Source organism: Candidatus Pantoea persica, assembly GCF_013753875.1.
Classification (GTDB): domain Bacteria; phylum Pseudomonadota; class Gammaproteobacteria; order Enterobacterales; family Enterobacteriaceae; genus Pantoea; species Pantoea persica.
On record NZ_SMDS01000020.1, the window covers coordinates 1 to 18,213 of the forward strand.

13 protein-coding genes, 1 tRNA gene and 12 pseudogenes are annotated in these 18,213 nt (G+C 55.0%); 14 read left to right on the forward strand and 12 right to left on the reverse strand.

Annotated features, from left to right (window positions below):
* From EIO60_RS12395 to ccmA, 9 genes and pseudogenes are all read right to left on the reverse strand, one after another.
* Nucleotides 1-1,682: pseudogene (locus tag EIO60_RS12395) on the reverse strand (3-hydroxyacyl-CoA dehydrogenase NAD-binding domain-containing protein); the annotation flags it as partial.
* Nucleotides 1,682-2,966: pseudogene (gene fadI, locus EIO60_RS12400) on the reverse strand (acetyl-CoA C-acyltransferase FadI). The pseudogenes EIO60_RS12395 and fadI, both read right to left, overlap by 1 nt.
* Nucleotides 2,967-3,022: 56 nt before the next feature.
* On the reverse strand, nucleotides 3,023-3,787 hold the full coding sequence (gene mlaA / locus EIO60_RS12405; RefSeq protein WP_258576974.1) for a phospholipid-binding lipoprotein MlaA: 765 nt from the start codon (nucleotides 3,785-3,787) through the stop codon (nucleotides 3,023-3,025).
* Between the two features lie 35 nt (nucleotides 3,788-3,822).
* A pseudogene (ccmI, locus tag EIO60_RS12410) lies at nucleotides 3,823-4,906 on the reverse strand (c-type cytochrome biogenesis protein CcmI).
* Nucleotides 4,903-5,327: pseudogene (locus tag EIO60_RS12415) on the reverse strand (cytochrome c-type biogenesis protein). Before EIO60_RS12415 ends, ccmI begins: the two co-directional pseudogenes overlap by 4 nt.
* A gap of 29 nt (nucleotides 5,328-5,356) precedes the next feature.
* Nucleotides 5,357-5,803: pseudogene (locus tag EIO60_RS12420) on the reverse strand (thioredoxin domain-containing protein).
* Nucleotides 5,800-7,038: pseudogene (locus EIO60_RS12425) on the reverse strand (heme lyase CcmF/NrfE family subunit); the annotation flags it as partial. The pseudogenes EIO60_RS12420 and EIO60_RS12425, both read right to left, overlap by 4 nt.
* 42 nt (nucleotides 7,039-7,080) lie before the next feature.
* A pseudogene (gene ccmB / locus EIO60_RS12430) lies at nucleotides 7,081-7,678 on the reverse strand (heme exporter protein CcmB).
* Nucleotides 7,678-8,295 (reverse strand): annotated as a pseudogene (ccmA, locus tag EIO60_RS12435) (cytochrome c biogenesis heme-transporting ATPase CcmA). Before ccmA ends, ccmB begins: the two co-directional pseudogenes overlap by 1 nt.
* 246 nt (nucleotides 8,296-8,541) lie before the next feature.
* On the opposite strand from ccmA, the gene EIO60_RS12440 reads away from it, so the two are divergent.
* The 9 genes and pseudogenes from EIO60_RS12440 to EIO60_RS12475 all read left to right on the forward strand — a co-directional run bounded on the left by EIO60_RS12440 (nucleotide 8,542) and on the right by EIO60_RS12475 (nucleotide 13,727).
* On the forward strand, nucleotides 8,542-8,721 hold the full coding sequence (locus tag EIO60_RS12440; RefSeq protein ID WP_258576975.1) for a hypothetical protein: 180 nt from the start codon (nucleotides 8,542-8,544) through the stop codon (nucleotides 8,719-8,721).
* 24 nt (nucleotides 8,722-8,745) lie between these two features.
* Nucleotides 8,746-9,446 (forward strand): annotated as a pseudogene (locus tag EIO60_RS12445) (formate/nitrite transporter family protein).
* Nucleotides 9,447-9,530: 84 nt separating this feature from the next.
* A tRNA-Arg gene (locus EIO60_RS12450) sits at nucleotides 9,531-9,605 on the forward strand.
* A 188-nt stretch (nucleotides 9,606-9,793) separates the two neighbouring features.
* Nucleotides 9,794-10,087, forward strand: a complete 294-nt coding sequence (locus EIO60_RS16855; RefSeq protein WP_374058197.1) for an Arm DNA-binding domain-containing protein — start codon at nucleotides 9,794-9,796, stop codon at nucleotides 10,085-10,087.
* Nucleotides 10,088-10,091: 4 nt separating this feature from the next.
* A pseudogene (locus EIO60_RS16860) lies at nucleotides 10,092-10,403 on the forward strand (tyrosine-type recombinase/integrase); the annotation flags it as partial.
* Nucleotides 10,404-11,089: 686 nt separating this feature from the next.
* Entirely contained in the window at nucleotides 11,090-11,218 is a 129-nt protein-coding gene (locus EIO60_RS12460) for a hypothetical protein (RefSeq protein WP_258576976.1), read from the forward strand.
* A gap of 1,023 nt (nucleotides 11,219-12,241) precedes the next feature.
* Nucleotides 12,242-12,493 (forward strand): RNA chaperone/antiterminator CspA, encoded by a 252-nt coding sequence (gene cspA, locus EIO60_RS12465; protein WP_258576977.1) that lies wholly within the window; start codon nucleotides 12,242-12,244, stop codon nucleotides 12,491-12,493.
* A gap of 308 nt (nucleotides 12,494-12,801) precedes the next feature.
* Nucleotides 12,802-12,951 (forward strand): hypothetical protein, encoded by a 150-nt coding sequence (locus EIO60_RS12470; RefSeq protein ID WP_258576978.1) that lies wholly within the window; start codon nucleotides 12,802-12,804, stop codon nucleotides 12,949-12,951.
* Nucleotides 12,952-13,511: 560 nt separating this feature from the next.
* Nucleotides 13,512-13,727 carry a hypothetical protein gene (locus EIO60_RS12475; RefSeq protein ID WP_258576979.1) on the forward strand — a complete coding sequence of 72 codons (216 nt, stop codon included), beginning with the start codon at nucleotides 13,512-13,514 and terminating at the stop codon, nucleotides 13,725-13,727.
* 998 nt (nucleotides 13,728-14,725) lie between these two features.
* Here EIO60_RS12475 and EIO60_RS12480 read toward each other — a convergent pair.
* Nucleotides 14,726-14,885: pseudogene (locus tag EIO60_RS12480) on the reverse strand (con-10 family general stress protein).
* 487 nt (nucleotides 14,886-15,372) lie between these two features.
* Here EIO60_RS12480 and EIO60_RS12485 point away from each other — a divergent pair.
* The 3 genes from EIO60_RS12485 to EIO60_RS12495 all read left to right on the forward strand — a co-directional run bounded on the left by EIO60_RS12485 (nucleotide 15,373) and on the right by EIO60_RS12495 (nucleotide 16,167).
* Nucleotides 15,373-15,510, forward strand: a complete 138-nt coding sequence (locus tag EIO60_RS12485) for a hypothetical protein (protein WP_258576980.1) — start codon at nucleotides 15,373-15,375, stop codon at nucleotides 15,508-15,510.
* A gap of 135 nt (nucleotides 15,511-15,645) precedes the next feature.
* Nucleotides 15,646-15,918, forward strand: coding sequence for a hypothetical protein (locus EIO60_RS12490; RefSeq protein WP_258576981.1), 273 nt, complete (start codon nucleotides 15,646-15,648; stop codon nucleotides 15,916-15,918).
* 69 nt (nucleotides 15,919-15,987) lie between these two features.
* Entirely contained in the window at nucleotides 15,988-16,167 is a 180-nt protein-coding gene (locus EIO60_RS12495) for a hypothetical protein (RefSeq protein ID WP_258576982.1), read from the forward strand.
* Between the two features lie 144 nt (nucleotides 16,168-16,311).
* Here EIO60_RS12495 and EIO60_RS12500 read toward each other — a convergent pair whose 3' ends face one another.
* A complete protein-coding gene (locus EIO60_RS12500; RefSeq protein WP_258576983.1) occupies nucleotides 16,312-16,554 on the reverse strand; it encodes a hypothetical protein in 243 nt (80 codons plus the stop codon).
* Between EIO60_RS12500 and gamL the strand changes: the two genes are divergently transcribed.
* Nucleotides 16,541-16,834, forward strand: coding sequence for a host nuclease inhibitor GamL (gene gamL / locus EIO60_RS12505; protein ID WP_258576984.1), 294 nt, complete (start codon nucleotides 16,541-16,543; stop codon nucleotides 16,832-16,834). The two genes, EIO60_RS12500 and gamL, sit on opposite strands and share 14 nt — an antisense overlap.
* A gap of 95 nt (nucleotides 16,835-16,929) precedes the next feature.
* Here the strand turns inward: gamL and EIO60_RS12510 are convergent, their stop codons facing one another.
* Nucleotides 16,930-17,181, reverse strand: a complete 252-nt coding sequence (locus tag EIO60_RS12510; protein WP_258576985.1) for a hypothetical protein — start codon at nucleotides 17,179-17,181, stop codon at nucleotides 16,930-16,932.
* Nucleotides 17,182-17,310: 129 nt separating this feature from the next.
* Between EIO60_RS12510 and EIO60_RS16205 the strand changes: the two are divergent.
* A pseudogene (locus tag EIO60_RS16205) lies at nucleotides 17,311-18,211 on the forward strand (YqaJ viral recombinase family nuclease).
* Nucleotides 18,212-18,213 lie beyond the last annotated feature (2 nt).

Below are 18,213 nucleotides of genomic sequence, written 5' to 3' on the forward strand. Positions count from 1 at the left end.
TCTCTCTCTCGCGACTATCTCTCTCTGGATCCTCCCTCTCTCTCTCTCTCTCTCTCTCTCTCTCTCTCTCTCTCTCTTCCAGACAGCGCGCCGCCTCGTTGAGCATCATCATCATGCAACGCTCGGCGATCTGCTTTTCGCTCTGCTTCGCAGCAGGCTGCAACCCCAGCAGCGCGTAGAGCGTGAGATCGGCTTTCTTGCCGCCGCGCCCGCCGCCATAGCGATAGAAGCCTTTGGCCCCTTGCGGTCGTCTTTCAGCACCGCCTCTAACGCGGCGAAGCGCTCGCCGTACGCCTGCTGCAACACCGTGGTTATTTTACTACCGACGTCGATGCCCACCTCGTCCAGCAGCTGAATCGGACCGACCGGGAAGCCCGCCCTGACCAGCGCGCGATCGATATGCTCCATCGGCTCGCCTTTCAGCAGGCAGCGCATCACCTCATTTATATAGGGCGCAAGGATACAGTTGACGTAAAACCCCGTGCGGTCCGCCACTATAATCGGCGTTTTGCCCTGCTTTTTCGCCAGCGCGACGGTGGTGCCAGCGTTTGAGCCGAAGTGGCGACGTGTGGGATCACCTCCATCAGCACCATCTTCTCGACCGGGCTTAATAAGTAGGGTAGGCCGATCACGTTTTCCGGCCGCTGCGCCTGCGCGGCGATATCCGCAATCGGCAGTGACGAGGTGTTAGAGGCGAAGATGGTGTGCGGCGCGCAGTGGGTCTCGACCTCGCGTACCATCTGCTGCTTGAGCGCGAGATCTTCGAATACCGCCTCAATCACCAGATCGCGCTGCGCGAAACCCTGATAGTAGATGCCGCCGGAGATGCGCGCCATCTGCTGATGACGCTGCGCCGGGCTGATATAGCGCCGCTCTACCCTGCGGCAGAGCAGCTCCCAGCCAACCTTCAGGGCGTGGTCGCCCCCTGCAGGCTGACATCCTTAGATGCGCACCGGCAGGCCGGCGTTGATGGCGGTGACGCTGGCGATGCCGCCGCCCAGCACGCCGATCTGGCGACCGGCGTCATCGCCAGCTCGCCAAAGGCGCTCGCCTCCGCCTGGTGCCCTACCACGGTGCCGCGCTCGATGCCCGTGCGCACTACGTCGATAATGCGCGACGCGGCTGGATAGTTGCCATGGGTTTTGCGCGCGGTTTCGCGCTGCGCCAGCAGCGCCTGCATCACGCGGTCGCGCAGCCGCAGCGCGCGGCTGGCGCGCTTGCCCTTCAGCGCCCGCGCTACCGCCGTCTCCAACAGGATCGCCTGCGGCACAGCGTCATCCACCAGCCCCAGCCTGCGCGCCTGCTTCGCCCGCAGGGTTTTACCAGTGAGGATCAGCGGCAGCGCCTGCTGCAGGAGCCGCGGCAGCCGCTGGGTACCGCCCGATCCCGGCAGCAGCCCCAGCTGCACCTCCAGTAGGCCGAGGCGGGTTTTGTCGTCCAGCGTGCAGATGCGCGCGTCGCATGCCAGCGCCAACTCCAGCCCGCCGCCTAAAGCTGTCGGGCTTGCTGGAGATCAGCACCAGCCCGGCCAGCTGCGCGTCGCGTCGCGCCTCCTCTATTACTGCCGCCAGCTGCTGCGCAAAGGCGGCGCGCAGGGTATTCATCTTTTCGCCCGGCACGTCGATGGTGATCACACCGACACGATCCGACCTCATCTGTAAGTGAAACGCGCTCTGCTCCATTATTCCGCCTCCAGTACCATTGCCGCGCCTAAGCTACCCGCCGCGCAGGCGGTTACCAGCCCCAGGCCGCCGCAGCTCGCGCAGCGTTTGCGCCGGTGGCGGCGAAAGGATGCCCATAGGCGATAGAGCCGCCGAGCACGTTGAAGCGCGCGTCGTCCACTTCGCCCAGCGCGTGCGGGCGGTTGAGTTTATCACGCGCAAAGCGCTCGCTGTTAAAGCAGCGCAGGTTATACAGCGTCTGGGCGGCGAAGGCTTCGTGCATATCGATTAGCGTCAGATCCTGCAGACTGAGGCCGGCGCGCGCCAGCGCCAGCGCCAGCGCCAGCGGCGAGGCGTAGGCGGGACCGAGCAGCATATCCTGCTGAACGTCGATGGCGGTGAAGGCGTAGCTGCGCAGGTAGCCGAGCGGCGAGAGGCCGAGCTCGCACGCGCGTCCCTCGCTCATCAGCACCACCGCCGCGCCGTCGGTCAGCAGCGTGCTGTTGGCCGCCGTGACGACGCTGCCGTGCTGGCGATCAAACGCCGGGCGCAGCCGCGCATAGTCCTCGATTTTCGCCGTCATGCGCACATTGTCGTCCTGTTCGATCGGCGCCTTCCACGGCGGCGCAAAGGCGGGCATCACCTCTTCCTGCAGCACGCCCGACTGCCAGGCGCCGGCGGCGCGCTGGTGCGAGCGCAGCGCCAGCGCGTCCTGCACGACGCGCGTGATGCCGTGGCTTTTCGTCATCTGCTCCGCCGTGTCGCCCATGCGCAGGCCGGTGGAATACTCGGCACTGACAGCAGATCGCGCGGCCTCAGGTGGCGCAGGATCGCCGCCTTCTGTCCAAAGCTGCGCGCCTTGCTGAGATCCAGCAGCGCGCGCACCAGCGCTTTGCTGACGCCGATCGGCAGCACCGACGAGGAGTCTGCGCCGCCGGCGATACCGGCGCGGATCGTGCCTGCCATCAGGCTCTCCGCCACGTTGGCTACTGCCTAAACGCTGGTGGCGCAGGCGCGGCTAACGCTGTAGGCGTCGGTGTGCACGCCCAGACCGCTGCTGAGCACCACTTCGCACGCGATATTGGGCGCTTCTGGCATCTGGATCATCTGGCCGAACACTAGCTGTTCAATCGCCTCGACAGGCAATTCGCTGCGCGCCATCAGCTCGCTTACTACCATGCGACCCAGCTCTACCGCCGGGACTCCGTGGAATCCCGTCGCCTGGCGCAGGAAAGGGGTGCGTAATCCGTGAGTGATAGCTATGCGATCGCCCACGCGCGTCAGCAGCAGCTGCGCTTTGCTCATTTTTCCCTGTTTGGAAAATGGCGACCCCTGGGTCGCCATTGCTATTTTTACCGCCGTTACTGCGCGTCGATATCTTTCAGATCGTCCTGAATCGCGCTGGCGTTCAGATTCTCTTCCGGCTTGAGCCGGCCGCCGTTCGCCAAGAAATCGTGACGCTGGAAATAGGCGTTGCGAATAAAGGCGTACGGATCTGACTGCTGCTTCAGCAGCGCGTCCGAATCCAGCAGCTGCGCGCGCGTCTCTACCCCTTCCAGCGTCCACTTGGCGATGGACATCGGCCAGGTCAGCCAGCTCAGCAACGGATAGAGCGTATCGACGTAGTAGCCGCCATCTTCTCGAATGGTGAAGCTGCCATAGGCGGGCAGCTCCACGTAAGGTCCGTAGCCGACGCCGTAGTGGCCGAGCGTGCTGCCGAAGCGGCGCGGCACTTCACGCGCCAGCTCGGGATTGGCCTTGCCCGCCACGTCGATAAAGCCACCCAGCCCCAGAACGGAGTTCAGTAAGAAGCGGGTAAAGTAAATGCCTGCCTGGCGCGAATCGCCCACCAGAATCGCGTTCACCATGCTGGTCGGCTCTTCCAGGTTGCCGAGGAAGTTGCTCAGGCCGGTTCGTGCCGACACCGGTACATAGCCGCGCCACGCCACCGCGACGGGACGCAGCACATATGGATCCACTACGTTGTAGTTAAAGTTAAACATCGTGCGGTTAAAGCCTTCGAACGGGTCGCTGCGCTGGGCAGACGCCTCGCTCTCCGGCTTTGAACTGGCGCATCCAGCCAGAATGAAACTGGCCAGTACAAGGCTGGTCAGGCGGTAAGTCATTGTTATCTCCCTGTGCAGTTTAATGAAGTATCACTTCAGGGCTGCCGTTGATTAATCTCTACAGCCATGTGCTGATGACCATCCCAGGGCGTCACCACGCTCAGACCAAACCAGTCGCCGCTCTGTGGAGTGACGCTGCCGTCGCGGGAAATACGCACCCGAACCTGTACCTGATGCTGCGCCGAAAGCAAGCGCTCTGGCATCATGGTGTTGCTGTCATCCAGCGTAAGCGATAACGGGAAGTAGCTCAGCGGCAGGCGCTTGACGGCCACGGGCACAGATAAAACACTGTCAGAAACAGAAATATAAATGACTCCGCCCGGCGGTAACATTTTTTCTGCCTCTGGAGTCAGCGTCACGGTCAGCGCCAGCTGCGTATTTTGCTGGCTCGCGTCGGTTTTCGCTTGTTCAATGCTGCGCTCTATCATTGCGCGGCGTCGATCGTCAGCCGGGATCAGTTTAAGCATAGTCTGCCAGGTGCCGATAGCCTGATCAAACTGCTGCAGCTCATAGGCATTAAACGCCAGCAGGCCGAGGGTGCGCAGATCGCTGCCGTTATCTTTCAGCATATCGCGCAGCATCAGACCCGCCTGGCGGTTATCCTGCGGATCGCTGGAGCGCGTCAGCACTTCGGCATAGTCCTGCTTCAGCGCGAGGTTATCGGAGGCGAGCTGCAGACGCGCCAGCTCCTCCATGGTCAGCGGCTTCGCCTGCGGATCCATCACGCGCGCGCAGCGACGGGTATTCCTGCTGCACCGCTATCCAGCTGGCAACCTGCGTCAGACCGCCGCTTTTCAGGTACATGCCGAGCGACGCCGCCACCAGCAACAGCACGCCGGGCAGCAGCACCAGACGGCTGCTGGCGCGCGAACGCGCCGCCTCGGCGGGCGGAACGTCGTTCAGCAGCGTCTGCTGCAGTTCGCTCACCATGGTGGCACGCTCGCCGATTACGCCCTGCGCCTCATCCTCTTCCAGCTCGCGCAAGCGCTGATGGTAAAAATCGGTATTCAGGCAATCGCGATCGTTGCTGCTCGCCTGACGCTGCCGCCAGCCCGCGCCGAGAAAAAGCAGGCTGACAACTGCCTGCAGCACAAAAATCGTTATCCACAATGCGCTCATTTCCGCTTCCCGTTGCTGTTCAGTATGGTGTTGAGGCGCTGTTGTTCAGCCTCGTCCAGCTCGCTGCGCGTTTTAAGCTGGCGGCTGCGCAGAATAATGATCAGGCCGCCAAGCAGCGCAAACAGCGCCGGGCCGCCCCAGAGGATCAGCGTCGAGGGCTTCACCGGCGGCGCATAGGTGACGAAATTGCTGTAGCGCGCCACCATATAGTCGATGATCTGCTGGCGGCTCTGCCCCTGCTTCATCAGCTCATACACCTTGAGGCACATATCCGCCGCGATCATCGCGTTTGAGTCGGCGATGCTGTTGTTCTGGCATTCGGGCAGCGCAGTGAGGCGGTCAGGTCGCGGTACTGCTCCTCCTGCGCCACCGATTCGAACTGGTAAGTGTCGATCGCCGCCCACAGGATAAAGCTCAGCATCAGGCCGCAGAGAATAAAGAGAAAGCGTTTCACGCGCCCTCCTTGCTGTATTTCCGCCACAGCGGCAGCACTTCCTGCTGCCAGACGCGCGCGTTCAAATCGCCGGCGTGGCGATAGCGGATAATGCCCTTGCCATCGATAAGGAAGGTTTCCTGCGCGCCTTAGACGCCGAGATCCAGCCCCAGCATGCCATCGCCGTAATAGAGGCTGAGCGCATAAGGGTTGCCCAGCGTATTGAGCCAGGTCACCCAGACGTTAAGCAGGATTGGCTGGCCGTCGGTCAGGATCTTCTGGTCGTAGATCTTGCCCAGGCGATCGAGCGCTTCCAGCTTAAACAGCGGCACCGGCTTGCAGATCAGCACTGACTCCAGCTGCGTGGGATCGTCGCCGCCGGCGTTGCGCGCCTGCTGCCACAGCAGCGCCGCCGCCAGCACTAAAAACATCCCTAGCGGGATAAAAAGGATTTTCTTGTTCATGCCCGCTCCTCCCGCGCCGCTTTTTTCCGCGAGCGGTAGCGCGGCTCGAGCAGGCAGAGCAGGCCGCTGATCGCCATAAACACGCTACCGAACCAGATCCAGCGCACAAAGGGTTTGTAATAGATGCGTACCGCCCAGGAGCCGTCGTCCAGCTCTTCGCCCAGCGCGGCGTAGAGGTCGCGCGTAAAGCCGCCGTCGATCGCCGCCTCGGTCATCATGGTGCGCACCGCGGAATAGAAGCGCTTCTCAGCGTGCAGCACCGCTTCCGGCTTGCCGTTACGGCTGACGTCGATAATGCCGACGCCGCCGCTGTAGTTCGGCCCTTGCAGGTTATGCACGTCGCGGAATACAAAGTGATAGCTGTGAATATCGGCACTGTCACCCACCTTCATACGCACGTCGCGCTCGAAGCTGTACTGGGTGCTGAAAGCGATGCCGATCACCATGACGCCGACGCCGAGATGGCCCAGCACCATGCCCCAGTGGCTGCGCAACAGATGGCGCAGGCCGCGCAAGAAGGTGTGACGATGCGTGGCGCGCTCGTGCAGCTCCAGCAGCGTCAGTACGATGATCCAGACCGACATTATTAGCCCCACCACCATCATCGCCTCGATGCGGTCCTGCAGCCACCAGGGCAACAGAGCACCGAACAGGCCAGGGTGACGACCAGCGCCAGCGCACCAGCTTCCCGATGCCGAGCATCAGGGCGAGCGACGCCATTAGCCAGCTGAACATGGTGTTGAAGAACGGCTCGCCAATCGAGATGCTGCCGAGGCCGAGCTGCTTGTGCACCAGCGGCAGCAGCGTACCGAGCAGCACTACCAGCATCGCGGCGATCAGCAGCACGTTGTTGCCGAGCAGGAAGGATTTGCGTGACTAGGCTTCGTTCTGCACGCGGCTGCCCTTGATAGCGTAGAGCAGCAGCAAGCTGCCGATCAAGATCACCAGGAAGGCGAGGATAAACATGCCGCGAGCCGGCCAGCAGCACCGTCCAGGCTTTAAAGGTGCCGCGCTTTTCCGTCACCGCCAGCGAGTGCATCAGCGCGGTGTCCGCCAGCCACGGCATAAAGGAGGCGTTTTCGACCTGATCCCAGAACCACCAGCCGCCCCAGCCGAGTTTGTAATAGGCCCACACCGAGCCGAGCACGATGCCCGATAGTGAGAAACACCCAGGCGGTGGTGGTCCAGGGACGCGACCAGCGCGTCCAGGCGGTATCCAGCCGTCCCGCCATCAGCGGTTAAAAAATCGGGTCCGACACGTCTGACGCATGTGCGGCTCAGTGCAGCGCGATACGCAGCGCAGCGGCGGTGGCGAACGGCGCCAGCATCGCGCCGAGGATCGCCAGATAGCCGCCGATAGGCAATCCCTGGCTCACCGCGTTGATCGCTGCGCTGCGAAAATCAGCACCGGTATCTCGCCAGCGGCAGCACCAGCAGGCTCAGCAGCACACCGCCGCGCCGCAGCCCGACCGTCAGCGCGACGCCGATGGCGCCGAGAAAGCCGAAGGTCGGCGTGCCGAGCAGCAACGTCAGCGCCATCGCCAGCCAGCCGTTAAAGTCGAGCGACAGCAGCAACGCCGCCAGCGGCGACAGCGGCGACAGCAGGATCAGCGGCAGGCCGGTCACCAGCCAGTGCGCGATCACTTTGCCCAGCACCGTCACCGGCAGCAGCAGCAGCAGCAGCAGCAGGAGCTGCTCTAGCGAGCCGTCGAGAAAATAGTCGCGGAACAGGCGCGCCAGCAGCTAGTGCGGTTCCGGCCCGGTGCCGAGCGGAAACAGCGTAATCACGATCAGGAAGAACCAAAGCGGATTGACTACTTCCGCGCCGCGGCGAAAGGCGATGCGCAGTTCGCGCTGAATGACGCGCAAGGACATCAGCAAGACTCCGCGCCGGTCAGCCGGATGGCACGCACCCACACCGCGCTTTGCGGCAGATCCTGATGGGTGGTAAGGATCACTAGTCCGCCCTGTTAGGCATGCTGCGTAAACCGCTTCATTAATGTCTCCACGCCCGCTTTATCTATCGCCGTCAGTGGCTCGTCCAGGATCCACAGCGCGGCCTCGCTGAGCCAGAGCCGGGCCAGCACCACGCGCCGCTGCTGTCCCGCCGAGAGCTGTGCCACCGGCACCTATTCAAAGCCGAGCAGATCGACGCATGCCAGCGCGTCAAATATCTGCGACTCACTGTGGTCAGGGTGATAAAAGCGTAAATTTTCCAGCGGCGATAGTACCGCTTTTACCCCCGGCTGATGGCCGAGAAAAAGCAGGTTTTGATGCCCCTGTTCGCGCTGTTGCTGGCTCGGCTGCGCTTGCCAGCGCACCTCGCCCGCCTCTGGACGGCTCAGGCCCGCCAGCAGCCGCAGCAGCGAGGTTTTTCCCGCGCCGTTTGGCCCCTCGATCTGCACAATATCGCCAGCCGCGACGCTAAACGTCAGGCTGTGAAACAGAGTGCACTCATCGCGAACACAAGAGAGATTAATGACATCGAGCATACAAGAGGAGTCGCGCCAGGTAAAAAGAGGCCAGGATAATACCACAAGGTTGCTGAGGTCCGAACCCCATGCGGTGCGTCGCGGCGCGCCTGAATGGAGGGTTACACCTCTTTTGCGGCGGATATGCTGAAAAATTGCACAGTGTTAAAAATTTCTAACACTTCATGGATAAGATAGTTACATTTCGCCCTTGCCAAAACCGACTACGCTTATTATGCGCTGCAATAATAACAACAAGGAGCCAACATGAAACCTCCCCCATCTATTCGCCAGGATGAAAACGATGTTGATAGCGATGAAAAAGAGCAAGGAACTGAAATTGGGGTAGATGAAGACGCCCTGCCCTCGCGCGCGGCGGCGATACACGAAGAGATCCGCCAGGATGGCGAGAAGGAGTTAGAGCGCGACGGCATGGCGCTTCTCTAGTCGGCGGTCGCCGCCGAGCTGCCGATGGGCGCCTCGCTGATGGCGAAAGGGATTTTCTAGGTGCATCTAGAAGGATTGCCGGGCGCCTTTTTGCTGGAGAACCTGGGCCTATACCTTTGGCTTTGTTGTCGTCATCATGGCGCGCCAGCAGCTCTTTACCGAGAATACGGTGACGGCAGTGCTGTGTCGGTGAGCATAAACCGACAATTGGCAATGTCGGATTGCTGCTGCGGCTGTGGGGACTGGTGCTGCTGGGCAACCTGATCGGCACCGCCCTCGCCTCGCTCGCCTTTGCGCAGATGCCGATTTTCGACGACGCCACGCGTCAGGCGTTTAGCGCCATCAGCGAGAAGGTGATGGAGAATACCATTGGCGAGATGTTCGCCAATGCGGTGATTTCCGGCAGGATTATCGCCACAATGGTGTGGATGATGCCGCAGGCGGGCGCTATTAAACTGATCGTCATCGTGATGATGAACTAGCTGGTCGGGCTGGGGGATCTGGCGCATATCGTGGTGGGTTCGGTGGCGATCCTCTATCTGATCTTTACCGGCCAGGTCGGCTGGCAGGCATTTATCTGGCCGTTCGCGCTGCCGACGCTGCTGGGCAATATTACCGGCGGCACTCTGATTTTCGCCCTGATCAGCCACGCGCAGATCCGTAACGATATGAGCGAGGCGGCGAAAGCGAAACAGCGCAAAACGGCAAAGCAGAAAAAGCAGTAGCGCTAAGCTGTTGAGGAAATGAGCAAACGCGCCGCAGCCGGGGTATTCTTGCGGCGCGTTTGCGCTATACTGCTGCGCGCCGCGGTCCCCTTAGTTAAATGGATATAACGAGCCCCTCCTAAGGGCTAGTTGCAGGTTCGACTCCTGCAGGGGACGCCATTCTGACTGACCCGAACCCACCTCCACCACCGATACGAACAAAACCTGCGCTCTGCCTGACAGCAGCCCTGACTGAACAGAACCACCATGAACCGGCATGAATTGACTACGCCAGTTTTTTGCATGCATATTGTGGGCACAACGTAAACTGCACCCGGAATTATGCCCACATGCTTACGGTAAAGTAGATCGACGCCGCTAAACCTAAGGGTAAGTCATATCGCCTGGCTGACGCAAGAGGCCTTTTCCTTTTCGTCCCGCCTACCGGAAAAGAGGTGTGGCGCCTCCGCTACCGCTTTGACGGCAAAGAGAAAACGCTAGTCATTGGCCCCTGGCCGCAGATATCCCTGACAGAAGCGCGTGCACGACAGTCGGAAGCGAAAATGAAACTGCTGTCTGGCATCGATCCTGCTCAGGAAAAACAGGCAATAGAAGAAGAAAAAGGTGCCGGATACCTGGACCTTTGCCGACATTTTCAATGAGTTCAATGAGTGGTATGCCCACAAATCAGTCGTGTGGTCGAAAAGCTATGCAGCTGAACTGTACCGTATGTTCGATAACAATATTCTGCCGCTCATCGGGCATCTCAGCATAGATGAAGTTGAGCCAATGTTGCTTCTGAAAGTAATCAGTCTCTATGAAGACAGAGGCGCACTGGAATGGGCGAATAAAGCCAGAAGACGGTGCGGCGAAGTATTTCGTTATGCGATTATTACCGGCCGGGCCAGTATAACCCGGCACCTGATCTCATCAAGGCGCAGAAAGGTTACCAGAAACAGAATTTCCCCTTTCTTACCATGGGACGTTATCCCGACCAGCAACAGTCATGCCTCGCCAGCATCAAAAAAGTACAGGCCGCATTTATACTCAAGGAAATCAGATTTGCGCTGATTTGAAGAGTGCGTGAAACATATGTCGAGGACGAGCCGCTGCCTCGGAACGAGTCTTAAGATGAACAATTTTGAAAGGGAGTTCGCAACGTCTACGTGCGAGCACGGTACGCCAGTAGGGGATGAGCGCCTCACCGGCAGCATGCCCCGGTTCTGCCCCTTGCTTCCAACCAAGTAATGTAGATTTAGCGACCTGAATGTCATCCGCAATCTGCTGCAGAGAACAACCGGTCCGAGTCAGGTCTGTGATCACCTGGAACCAGTCCACTTTCACCGACTGGATAACTGGCATATGGCCTCCCAAAACATGTACGCAAGGATATGATAATCAAAGCTGTCACTTTGGTTCTGTCTTTCTTTTTCCATCGCTGCCAGAATAATCCATTACCTTAGGCTCCTGTCGTTTTATTATCCGTTACAGTAATGCTTCTATACAGCGAGCGCATTTCGGGATTTAATGCTGCCTGAGCACGTCTTTTTCCTGACCAGTTCATTCTGAAGAATCTTCAATTTTAATGCTACTTAAGGTAACGTCAGAGAGCAGCAAACGGTGCTTTTCCCCGACTTGCTGTTTTGAGGAAAAAGGAGAATTATTTGAACTACAGCGTTGATGAATTTTCTTTCATTCTGGCCGTTATCGGAAAGGCAGTCGCGGACACGCTTGAATCTGAAGGGCATCTGACGTTACCGCAGTTGATGGAAGCACTTCGTGTTATGAAATAACAGACTGAGGATGAGGCTGTGCGTGGAGCCTGCCAGGAAGCTCTGAATATACTGGTACAAAAATTGCGCAGAAAATACCAGTATCAGAAAGCGCGGCGGGATTGAAATGGATAGCCTGATAATCTGTTGGCCAGAATGAGTCCAAGAATGGTGCAGCAGTAGCAGGCCCCCGGGCTACCACTGCTGTAAGAAAGTGACCTGAAGAAAGCAGTTCAACGTACCTGAGCAAGAGCCCAACCTTTTGGCCGCAAGTGATACTGAGGCTTTGTGCGCCTCGCTCTTTGTCTCTCCGGCTTGCTGTTTGATTTTTTCAATCAGGCTGTGACGAGATATGCCTTTTCCTTCATTGGATCAACTCCATTAAAGCGTTACCAAGAAGAATATTACTGTGATGTACTCTTCAGGTGATTCCATAAATAACCATTGTCAGGACGACGCGGAATCTCGCCGGGTAGTGCTAGCATACATAAAGCGCAGCACTGTTGGCATCTGATAAAAGCGATGTGGGAAGCCTGTTATGAGTATGCTTAAGCTGAGACCCTATACCCTTGCAGGAATGTACAGATATCAAAAATGTGCAGTCTAGACTGAAGAAGCTGATAGCTTCGTTTGATAAATTCTGCCCACACCAGAAAGTGATTTCTAACCACTGATGCACAAGACCTCTACAACTAAACAGACCGGCAAACAGACATCATAAAATATCTGGCCCTGCGTGAGATTAAGTCTGAACGTGACAAGTCCTTCACTTGCGGTGATACTAACAGGCGTACAGCCATCTGGCCATTTAAGCGGTCAAAATAAATCAAAAAATTTTGCTAATCAAACCACGCCGTGTCTTAATAGCTGCGTCGGTTTGAAATACAGACCTTATGAAAGCAGTTTTAGTAAAGCAGTCCTCAGTTCAAGTGTTATCTATAGATACCCTTCTTCGTGAATCTCCTCCTAAGTGCCCAATAAGTCACTTTCTCATTACAGGCCATCTTCGCCGCTTTTAGTGGCTCATCAATTAAGGAACTATCTATGTCTAATAAAATGACTGGCTTAGTAAAATGGTTTAACTCAGATAAAGGTTTTGGCTTTATCACTCCGGATGACGGCAGTAAAGACGTATTCGTACATTTCTCTGCTATTCGGAGCGACAGCTACAATACTCTCGATGAAGGTCAGTGCATCTCTTTTGCCATTGAAAATGGTGCTAAAGGCCCTGCAGCCGGCAACGTAACAATGTATTTTCTTAGTTCCATAAAAACCCCTCCAGAAAAGTCGAGTTGATTAAATACTAGACCGATCGTCAGGTATTTGCTTGTTTAGCAATTACTAATCAATATAGTTGAATGAACATAAAAGAGACTAGGCGCCAGCGCCTGCAGGAGCAGGAATAGTTTGCTGATAAATAGCTGCCACCTCAAGATGATAGCTGAAATTGGTTCTCATTCAACCGCTAATCTAAAAAATATCATTCAAGAGTGCGAAAACCATAGTTTAAATTTTTACCTAACGTGGATTGGACCTTAAGCGATGGTGTTAAAAAGGTATCTTTGAATTCTATGAATATCCGACGGCTTACTGATCGGTTGTCCATGACAAGTATTGCCAAGCCTCCAGATGAACATGTCGCGGGTGAACTCGCTCTTTTATCTATGTATGGAAAACTGGAAGCAGTAAGTGAAAACGGGAAGATAAAAGCATCATATCCTATTGATATACCCAGTGATATTCAAAAAATATAAAGTTGGTGAACGAGTATCTTTGATCGCTAGCGTTTCAGAAGTTCATAGTGAGAATCTAGGTGTAACCCGTAGAAGCTATATGATTAAAAGTATAGATTAGCCTAGCCATCTTTAATGCCTAGACCTTTTCGCATTTTGTTTCAGCCCGCTATTGAGCGAGCTTTTTTGTGTCCGCAAAAAATTGCTAAACAAATAAATGGTGTTTAGTAAATGCAAACCATTTTTTTAGTAAATACTGGACAAAATCAATTACTATTCACTAAACTATGATTCATCAGCAGGATGTTGAACAACAATCAAATGGATGACAAGTTCTTTAACAACGAGCGGGAAGCTCTACGGCAGGTGCCGAGAACACACCTAACCTAAGGTTATTGAGTGCATTGTTGCGACAGTGCAGCCAGTAACTTAACAGGGGATGTATGGCAAATATCAGCTATGGCATATCTGTTAAACCTGTGGTGAAAGACAACGCCAGAACACGCCGGCATATGCGCCGCAAGATTGAGGAGATTTTGGCAGCTCATTTGGGATGGTAACCGCTAGTGCGGTCAGCAGAGATGAGCCGGGAGGAAATCTCCTGTAAGCATAAAGCTGCCGATCGGGTCAGCAAGACGGTAGAAACGGAAACCGATTACCACAAGCAGATTCTGGCTGGCGCTGCGAAGTACGTTGAACACCGCATCAGCAGTAAGTACCAGAAGGTCATCAACGAAGCCGGCCGCCAGCTTCGTGCAGTGCAGAAGCCGCGCCGAAGAAGCATACCGCTTGTTTAATCAGTTACTTCTTCTTTTTGGTTATTTACTACCAAGAAAAGCCGGTACCGATTTCCGGATTTGACCGGCTAACCACAGCCGCAGCAAATGGCTCCGTGAGGCGTTCCGGCTGCTTCATTTTTGAAGATAAATTTAAAACGGTGATATCCATATAATGAGCACCGAATCTTGGCCTGGCCCAAATGTAGACTCCGTTGAGTATCGAAATGACAATTGCTAAGTTTGGCCTCTTTAAGAGGTTAGCGAAAGAAAAAGTTATCAGATCGTCTGAGGTTTTGCAGAAAGAGGAATGACGAGAAAGACCGAGCAGCAGGAGTAGAACCTGCATCTTCAACTATAAGTATAAAGCTGACTAATGCCCTTATACGATGCCCGTTTCGAAATATTGCTACCCTTCATGGCTGCGTTCAAACCGAGCAGTAGCATGCTGTACAGGTTGGCTGCTGACGAAGCATGAAATAACGGTTCATGGGGTGACTACATATCGCGCAGGCCGCTCCATGCATGGGAGAGTTTTTTCTCGTTTCGTTGAGTAAATATGAATTTATTTGAGCCATACCTTTGGCAACAAAAGCATAAAGAGCCCACAGGAACCCCCTCAGACAGAGACAGGAAATCAAAGTAAACTGACTAAAAATTCAAACCCGTTATCCTGGACAAGTCCCGTTCAAAGTAAAATTAGCAGAATTCTGTATATCTAATCGTTTCGATAAAGCCTCCCTTACTAACGTTCACCAGCATGGGTTATACAGAGTTATGAGTAAGTGAGATAACGGCTTTTAACCCAAGCGGTTTCAATAACAAATAGGGGCGTGAAAATATACACCTGAAAAGATGAACAGGGGGACACTGGCAGGGCTCTTCACAAGCGACCTGGAGTTTCACCATAAACATGCTGGTTAAAACTTGTTGATAATATTGAAATAAAGAGCCACAGAACGAAAGCCCCGACATCGATGCCGGGGCCTGCGGTTCAACCAGAATATTTTAGATTCTGGTTATTCAGATTTACGTCCGCCACCTTTTTTACCAGCTTCTGAAGCTTTTTCGCGGTCATTGGCAAAACTATCGCCGCTGTTCTGCCCGCCTTTTACCTGCTTCTGATGCTCTCTCAGGATTTTCTGCAAAATTACCTGAACCACCACGATGTTCGGCCATATATATCCTCCTAGATATATTGCCATTAATAAATGGCAACCAACATAAATCAGTTATGCCCGCCGTTTTCGTGTTAAGATTTTTATTCTAGAAGAAGCCTCCCTATTTGTAAGCACTAACAAGCAAGCCAGATAAAATATTCAAACAAGCGAGGCGAGCTATTAAATATACTAATCCAGACGGTAAAAGATAAATTTAAGAGAAAACTCCCTCTTATGGGAGGATTGCAAAATATGCAAACCCAATAGAGAATTAATAAAGGTTTACATTTATCAAGATTTCATCAAAAAAATAAAACAGAAAATCCTGCTGTATATGCCTTGTATCCGCCATTAAATACCATGCAAATAGTAAAATTTTTGATCGCGACAGATCATAGCAGATAGAATCCCGACGCGCACAGATTAATCACCTTGCCCGATGTGGCTAAAAGCAGGCACAAACCGTCCACTGAGGCAGTTTTTTTACGCACAAATCTGGAGACGCCATGAAAAGTGACAAACCGTCAGAAGTCGTTACGCAGAAAGAAATACAGCGCCTCGCCCTTACTCATGTGCAGGCGTATGTAGGTGCCTGCCACTGTCAGATCCGCAGCGATGTGCTTCTGGCGCTGGAGCACTGGTAGAACGTGGGCGGCGATGTCGCTGATTTCATCAGAACTACACGCATCGTTTCGTCCATGAATATGGCACTCATGAATTTTGAGACGTCGTTACGTTAACCCTGCCTGTCAGGGCATTCATCCGACCCGGAGGTCACCATGCAAGATCGCGAAGTTGCAGAAAAAGTCACCGAGCCCCTTTTCGATGTGGCTGAAAAACTGTACACATCAGTGAACATGATTGATGCCTGTGCGCAGGAAGGAAAAGTGAGCCAGGAGGAAGCCGATGCATACCGTACCAATGTGCTAAGCTCACTGGATGAGCTGCTTCAGGCCATTATCGGCCCGATTTATGAAATTCATCCTGAATTAAGCCCTACCTGCTGTTGTTGCGGCGAGTCCGAAGAGAGTGAGGAAGGCCAGCAGCCGTGAAAGTTTAACTGACAGCCCTGAACACAACCGCCCGCTGTGGCGGTTTTTTATGCCTGAAGGAGGCCCGGTATGGCTATTCAGATGCATGATGGCTGGTATATCTTCACCGCCAGCGTATTAAACAGAAGCCGGCAGTTTGTCAGCTTCAGTGAAGGCATTGCCTGGGTGTTTGTGCAAAAGCTGGCCGCCGCCTGCGCCGCTGAGATGAGGCAGCCATTATGTCGAAACCTCATGCACCCGAAAGGATAACCCGGCGCGCAGAACAGCAGCTCAGGCAGTGGCGATCAGGACACATTCACGCGAGACGAACTTACCGTGACGGATACCTGACACTGCGCGTCACCCCGCACTGACACCTGCTTTCACGAGACAACGGCCTGAGCTGGAACTTACTCAGCCATGCCGACTACAACAACCAGATTTAATCTCCCAGCTTGACAGAGGAACATTTCCCATGATGCAGTCACACATCATGGGCGATGCCGCTTTTTCTCGCCCTTTTAACGCTATCTGCAATATCGAGTTTGCACCTGAAAATATCGTCACCGGTGCCAGCTTTTCCTCCCAGCCGCCGGCTCTTCCGCCGCAGCCACCGCTGCCGTTGTTATAGATTGCCTTGACCATGATGTCGTTCACCCAGCTCGAACGCCGTCAGGAACAACTGGACGCGGAGGAACAGGCTGCGATTGAAAAAGATCAGTGGATAGCGGATGAGGCAGAGCGTCTGCTGTACTTTTTCCCTGAGCAGCTTTATGCCTTCCGCCACTGGAATCTGCATCCCGAGGTGAAAAGCTGCTGCGCCTGTAAAGGCGCCGATAACACCTACCAGGATTTTATTCTCCGTCTGGCCTATCTCCAGGCTGAGCGCAATTACGATCTGCAGGTCGTGCTTGGCTGGGAGGAGCCAGCTTCATGAAGCCTGGAATCTACTATGGCCTCAGTAATGAGGCCTGTCACGCAGGCCCTGACGTCAGCAAATCGCAGCTGGATGAATGCGATCGACCCGGCGGTTTATTTCTGGCGTAAGAACGCGCCCGTCGACAAAGCAAAAACCAAGGCGCTGAATACAGGGGCGCCCTGCATTGCCTGCTTCTGAAGCCGGATGCGTTCGACAGGTGATTTGTCGTGGCGCCAGCGTTCAACCGGTGCAAGATGAAAAAAAGCCAGCGAAAATCCTCCCTGGACTGCTGTCCAGACCTCGGTGTGAAGGTGCTGGATAATGAGCAGCGCCGGCAGCTGCGGCTGATGCGCGACAGCGCCCACGCCCACCCTGCTGGACGTAGGCTGCTAAAAACTGAGGGCCATCAGGAAACCTCAGTCCAATGAGACGACCAGCAAACCGGCGAACTTTACCAGGTGTTACTACTGACGCCATGGCAATCAAGAGGCAGCATGATGCGTTCAGTTGGACAGCTTGAACGAAGCAAATATTTAGGCGGCAGCGATGTCGCCGGTATCCTCGGCATATATCCCTGTCGCACTCCGCTGGATGTTTATCTCGATAAAGTGCAGCCAAGCCGAGAGCCCCTCTCACCTGACAAACAAAAGATATTGAGCCGCGGTCAAAGGATGGAACCTTACGTTATTGACCTTCTCTCTGAAGAAGCAGGCCTGATAATTGCCCGGCGCGGGGAGCGTTATCTTGATCCGGAGTTACCCTACATGGCCGCTAAAATAGATGCTGAGGCAGAGAGTGGGGAAAACATCGAGATAAAGACATGTAGCCTCTTTAAAGCGCGGGAATGGAGAGAGCAGCAGACAGATGAAATTCCGGTTCATTACACCACGCAGGCCATGCTCGGGCTGATGGTTACCGGGAAAAAGGTGTGCGTGTTCGGCGTGCTGATTGGCGCCGATGATTTTCGCGTTTACCGGGTTGAACGCGACGACGAGACGATCGCCGCAATACGGGAAAAGGAAATCCAGTTCTAGGACAGGGTTAATACCCTGTCGCCGCCACCGGTCACGGCAGTAAGCGACGTGATGCGCCTCTTTGACAAAGACGCCAGAACAGGCATTGAAGCCGATGGAAAAACACTGGAGACCATTATCCAGCTCCGGGAGTTGCTGGCGCGACGGAAAGAAATATCGGAAGAAATCGACTTTGCAGATCATAAGCTGAAGCTATTCATGCAGCAGAACTCGTTTATCAGCCTCGAAGGAAAGCAGCTGGCTACCTGGCGCACTCAGGAATTTAACCCGATTCAATATTGCCGCGTTTAAAGAGGCTCACCCTGAGCTGTACGACGCGTTTAAAACCACTACGAAATCTCGCGTTTTCCGCATCAAATAAGG

Excerpts from the sequence above, each read along its gene's own strand:
- EIO60_RS12470 (WP_258576978.1), top strand. The coding sequence starts at position 12,802 with ATGACAAGTATTGCCAAGCCTCCAGATGAACATGTCGCGGGTGAACTC.
- EIO60_RS12495 (WP_258576982.1), top strand. The coding sequence starts at position 15,988 with ATGGCTATTCAGATGCATGATGGCTGGTATATCTTCACCGCCAGCGTA.
- EIO60_RS12475 (WP_258576979.1), top strand. The coding sequence starts at position 13,512 with ATGAGCCGGGAGGAAATCTCCTGTAAGCATAAAGCTGCCGATCGGGTC.
- gamL (WP_258576984.1), top strand. The coding sequence starts at position 16,541 with ATGATGTCGTTCACCCAGCTCGAACGCCGTCAGGAACAACTGGACGCG.
- EIO60_RS12490 (WP_258576981.1), top strand. The coding sequence starts at position 15,646 with ATGCAAGATCGCGAAGTTGCAGAAAAAGTCACCGAGCCCCTTTTCGAT.
- cspA (WP_258576977.1), top strand. The coding sequence starts at position 12,242 with ATGTCTAATAAAATGACTGGCTTAGTAAAATGGTTTAACTCAGATAAA.
- EIO60_RS12485 (WP_258576980.1), top strand. The coding sequence starts at position 15,373 with ATGAAAAGTGACAAACCGTCAGAAGTCGTTACGCAGAAAGAAATACAG.
- EIO60_RS12440 (WP_258576975.1), top strand. The coding sequence starts at position 8,542 with ATGAAACCTCCCCCATCTATTCGCCAGGATGAAAACGATGTTGATAGC.
- mlaA (WP_258576974.1), bottom strand. The coding sequence starts at position 3,787 with ATGACTTACCGCCTGACCAGCCTTGTACTGGCCAGTTTCATTCTGGCT.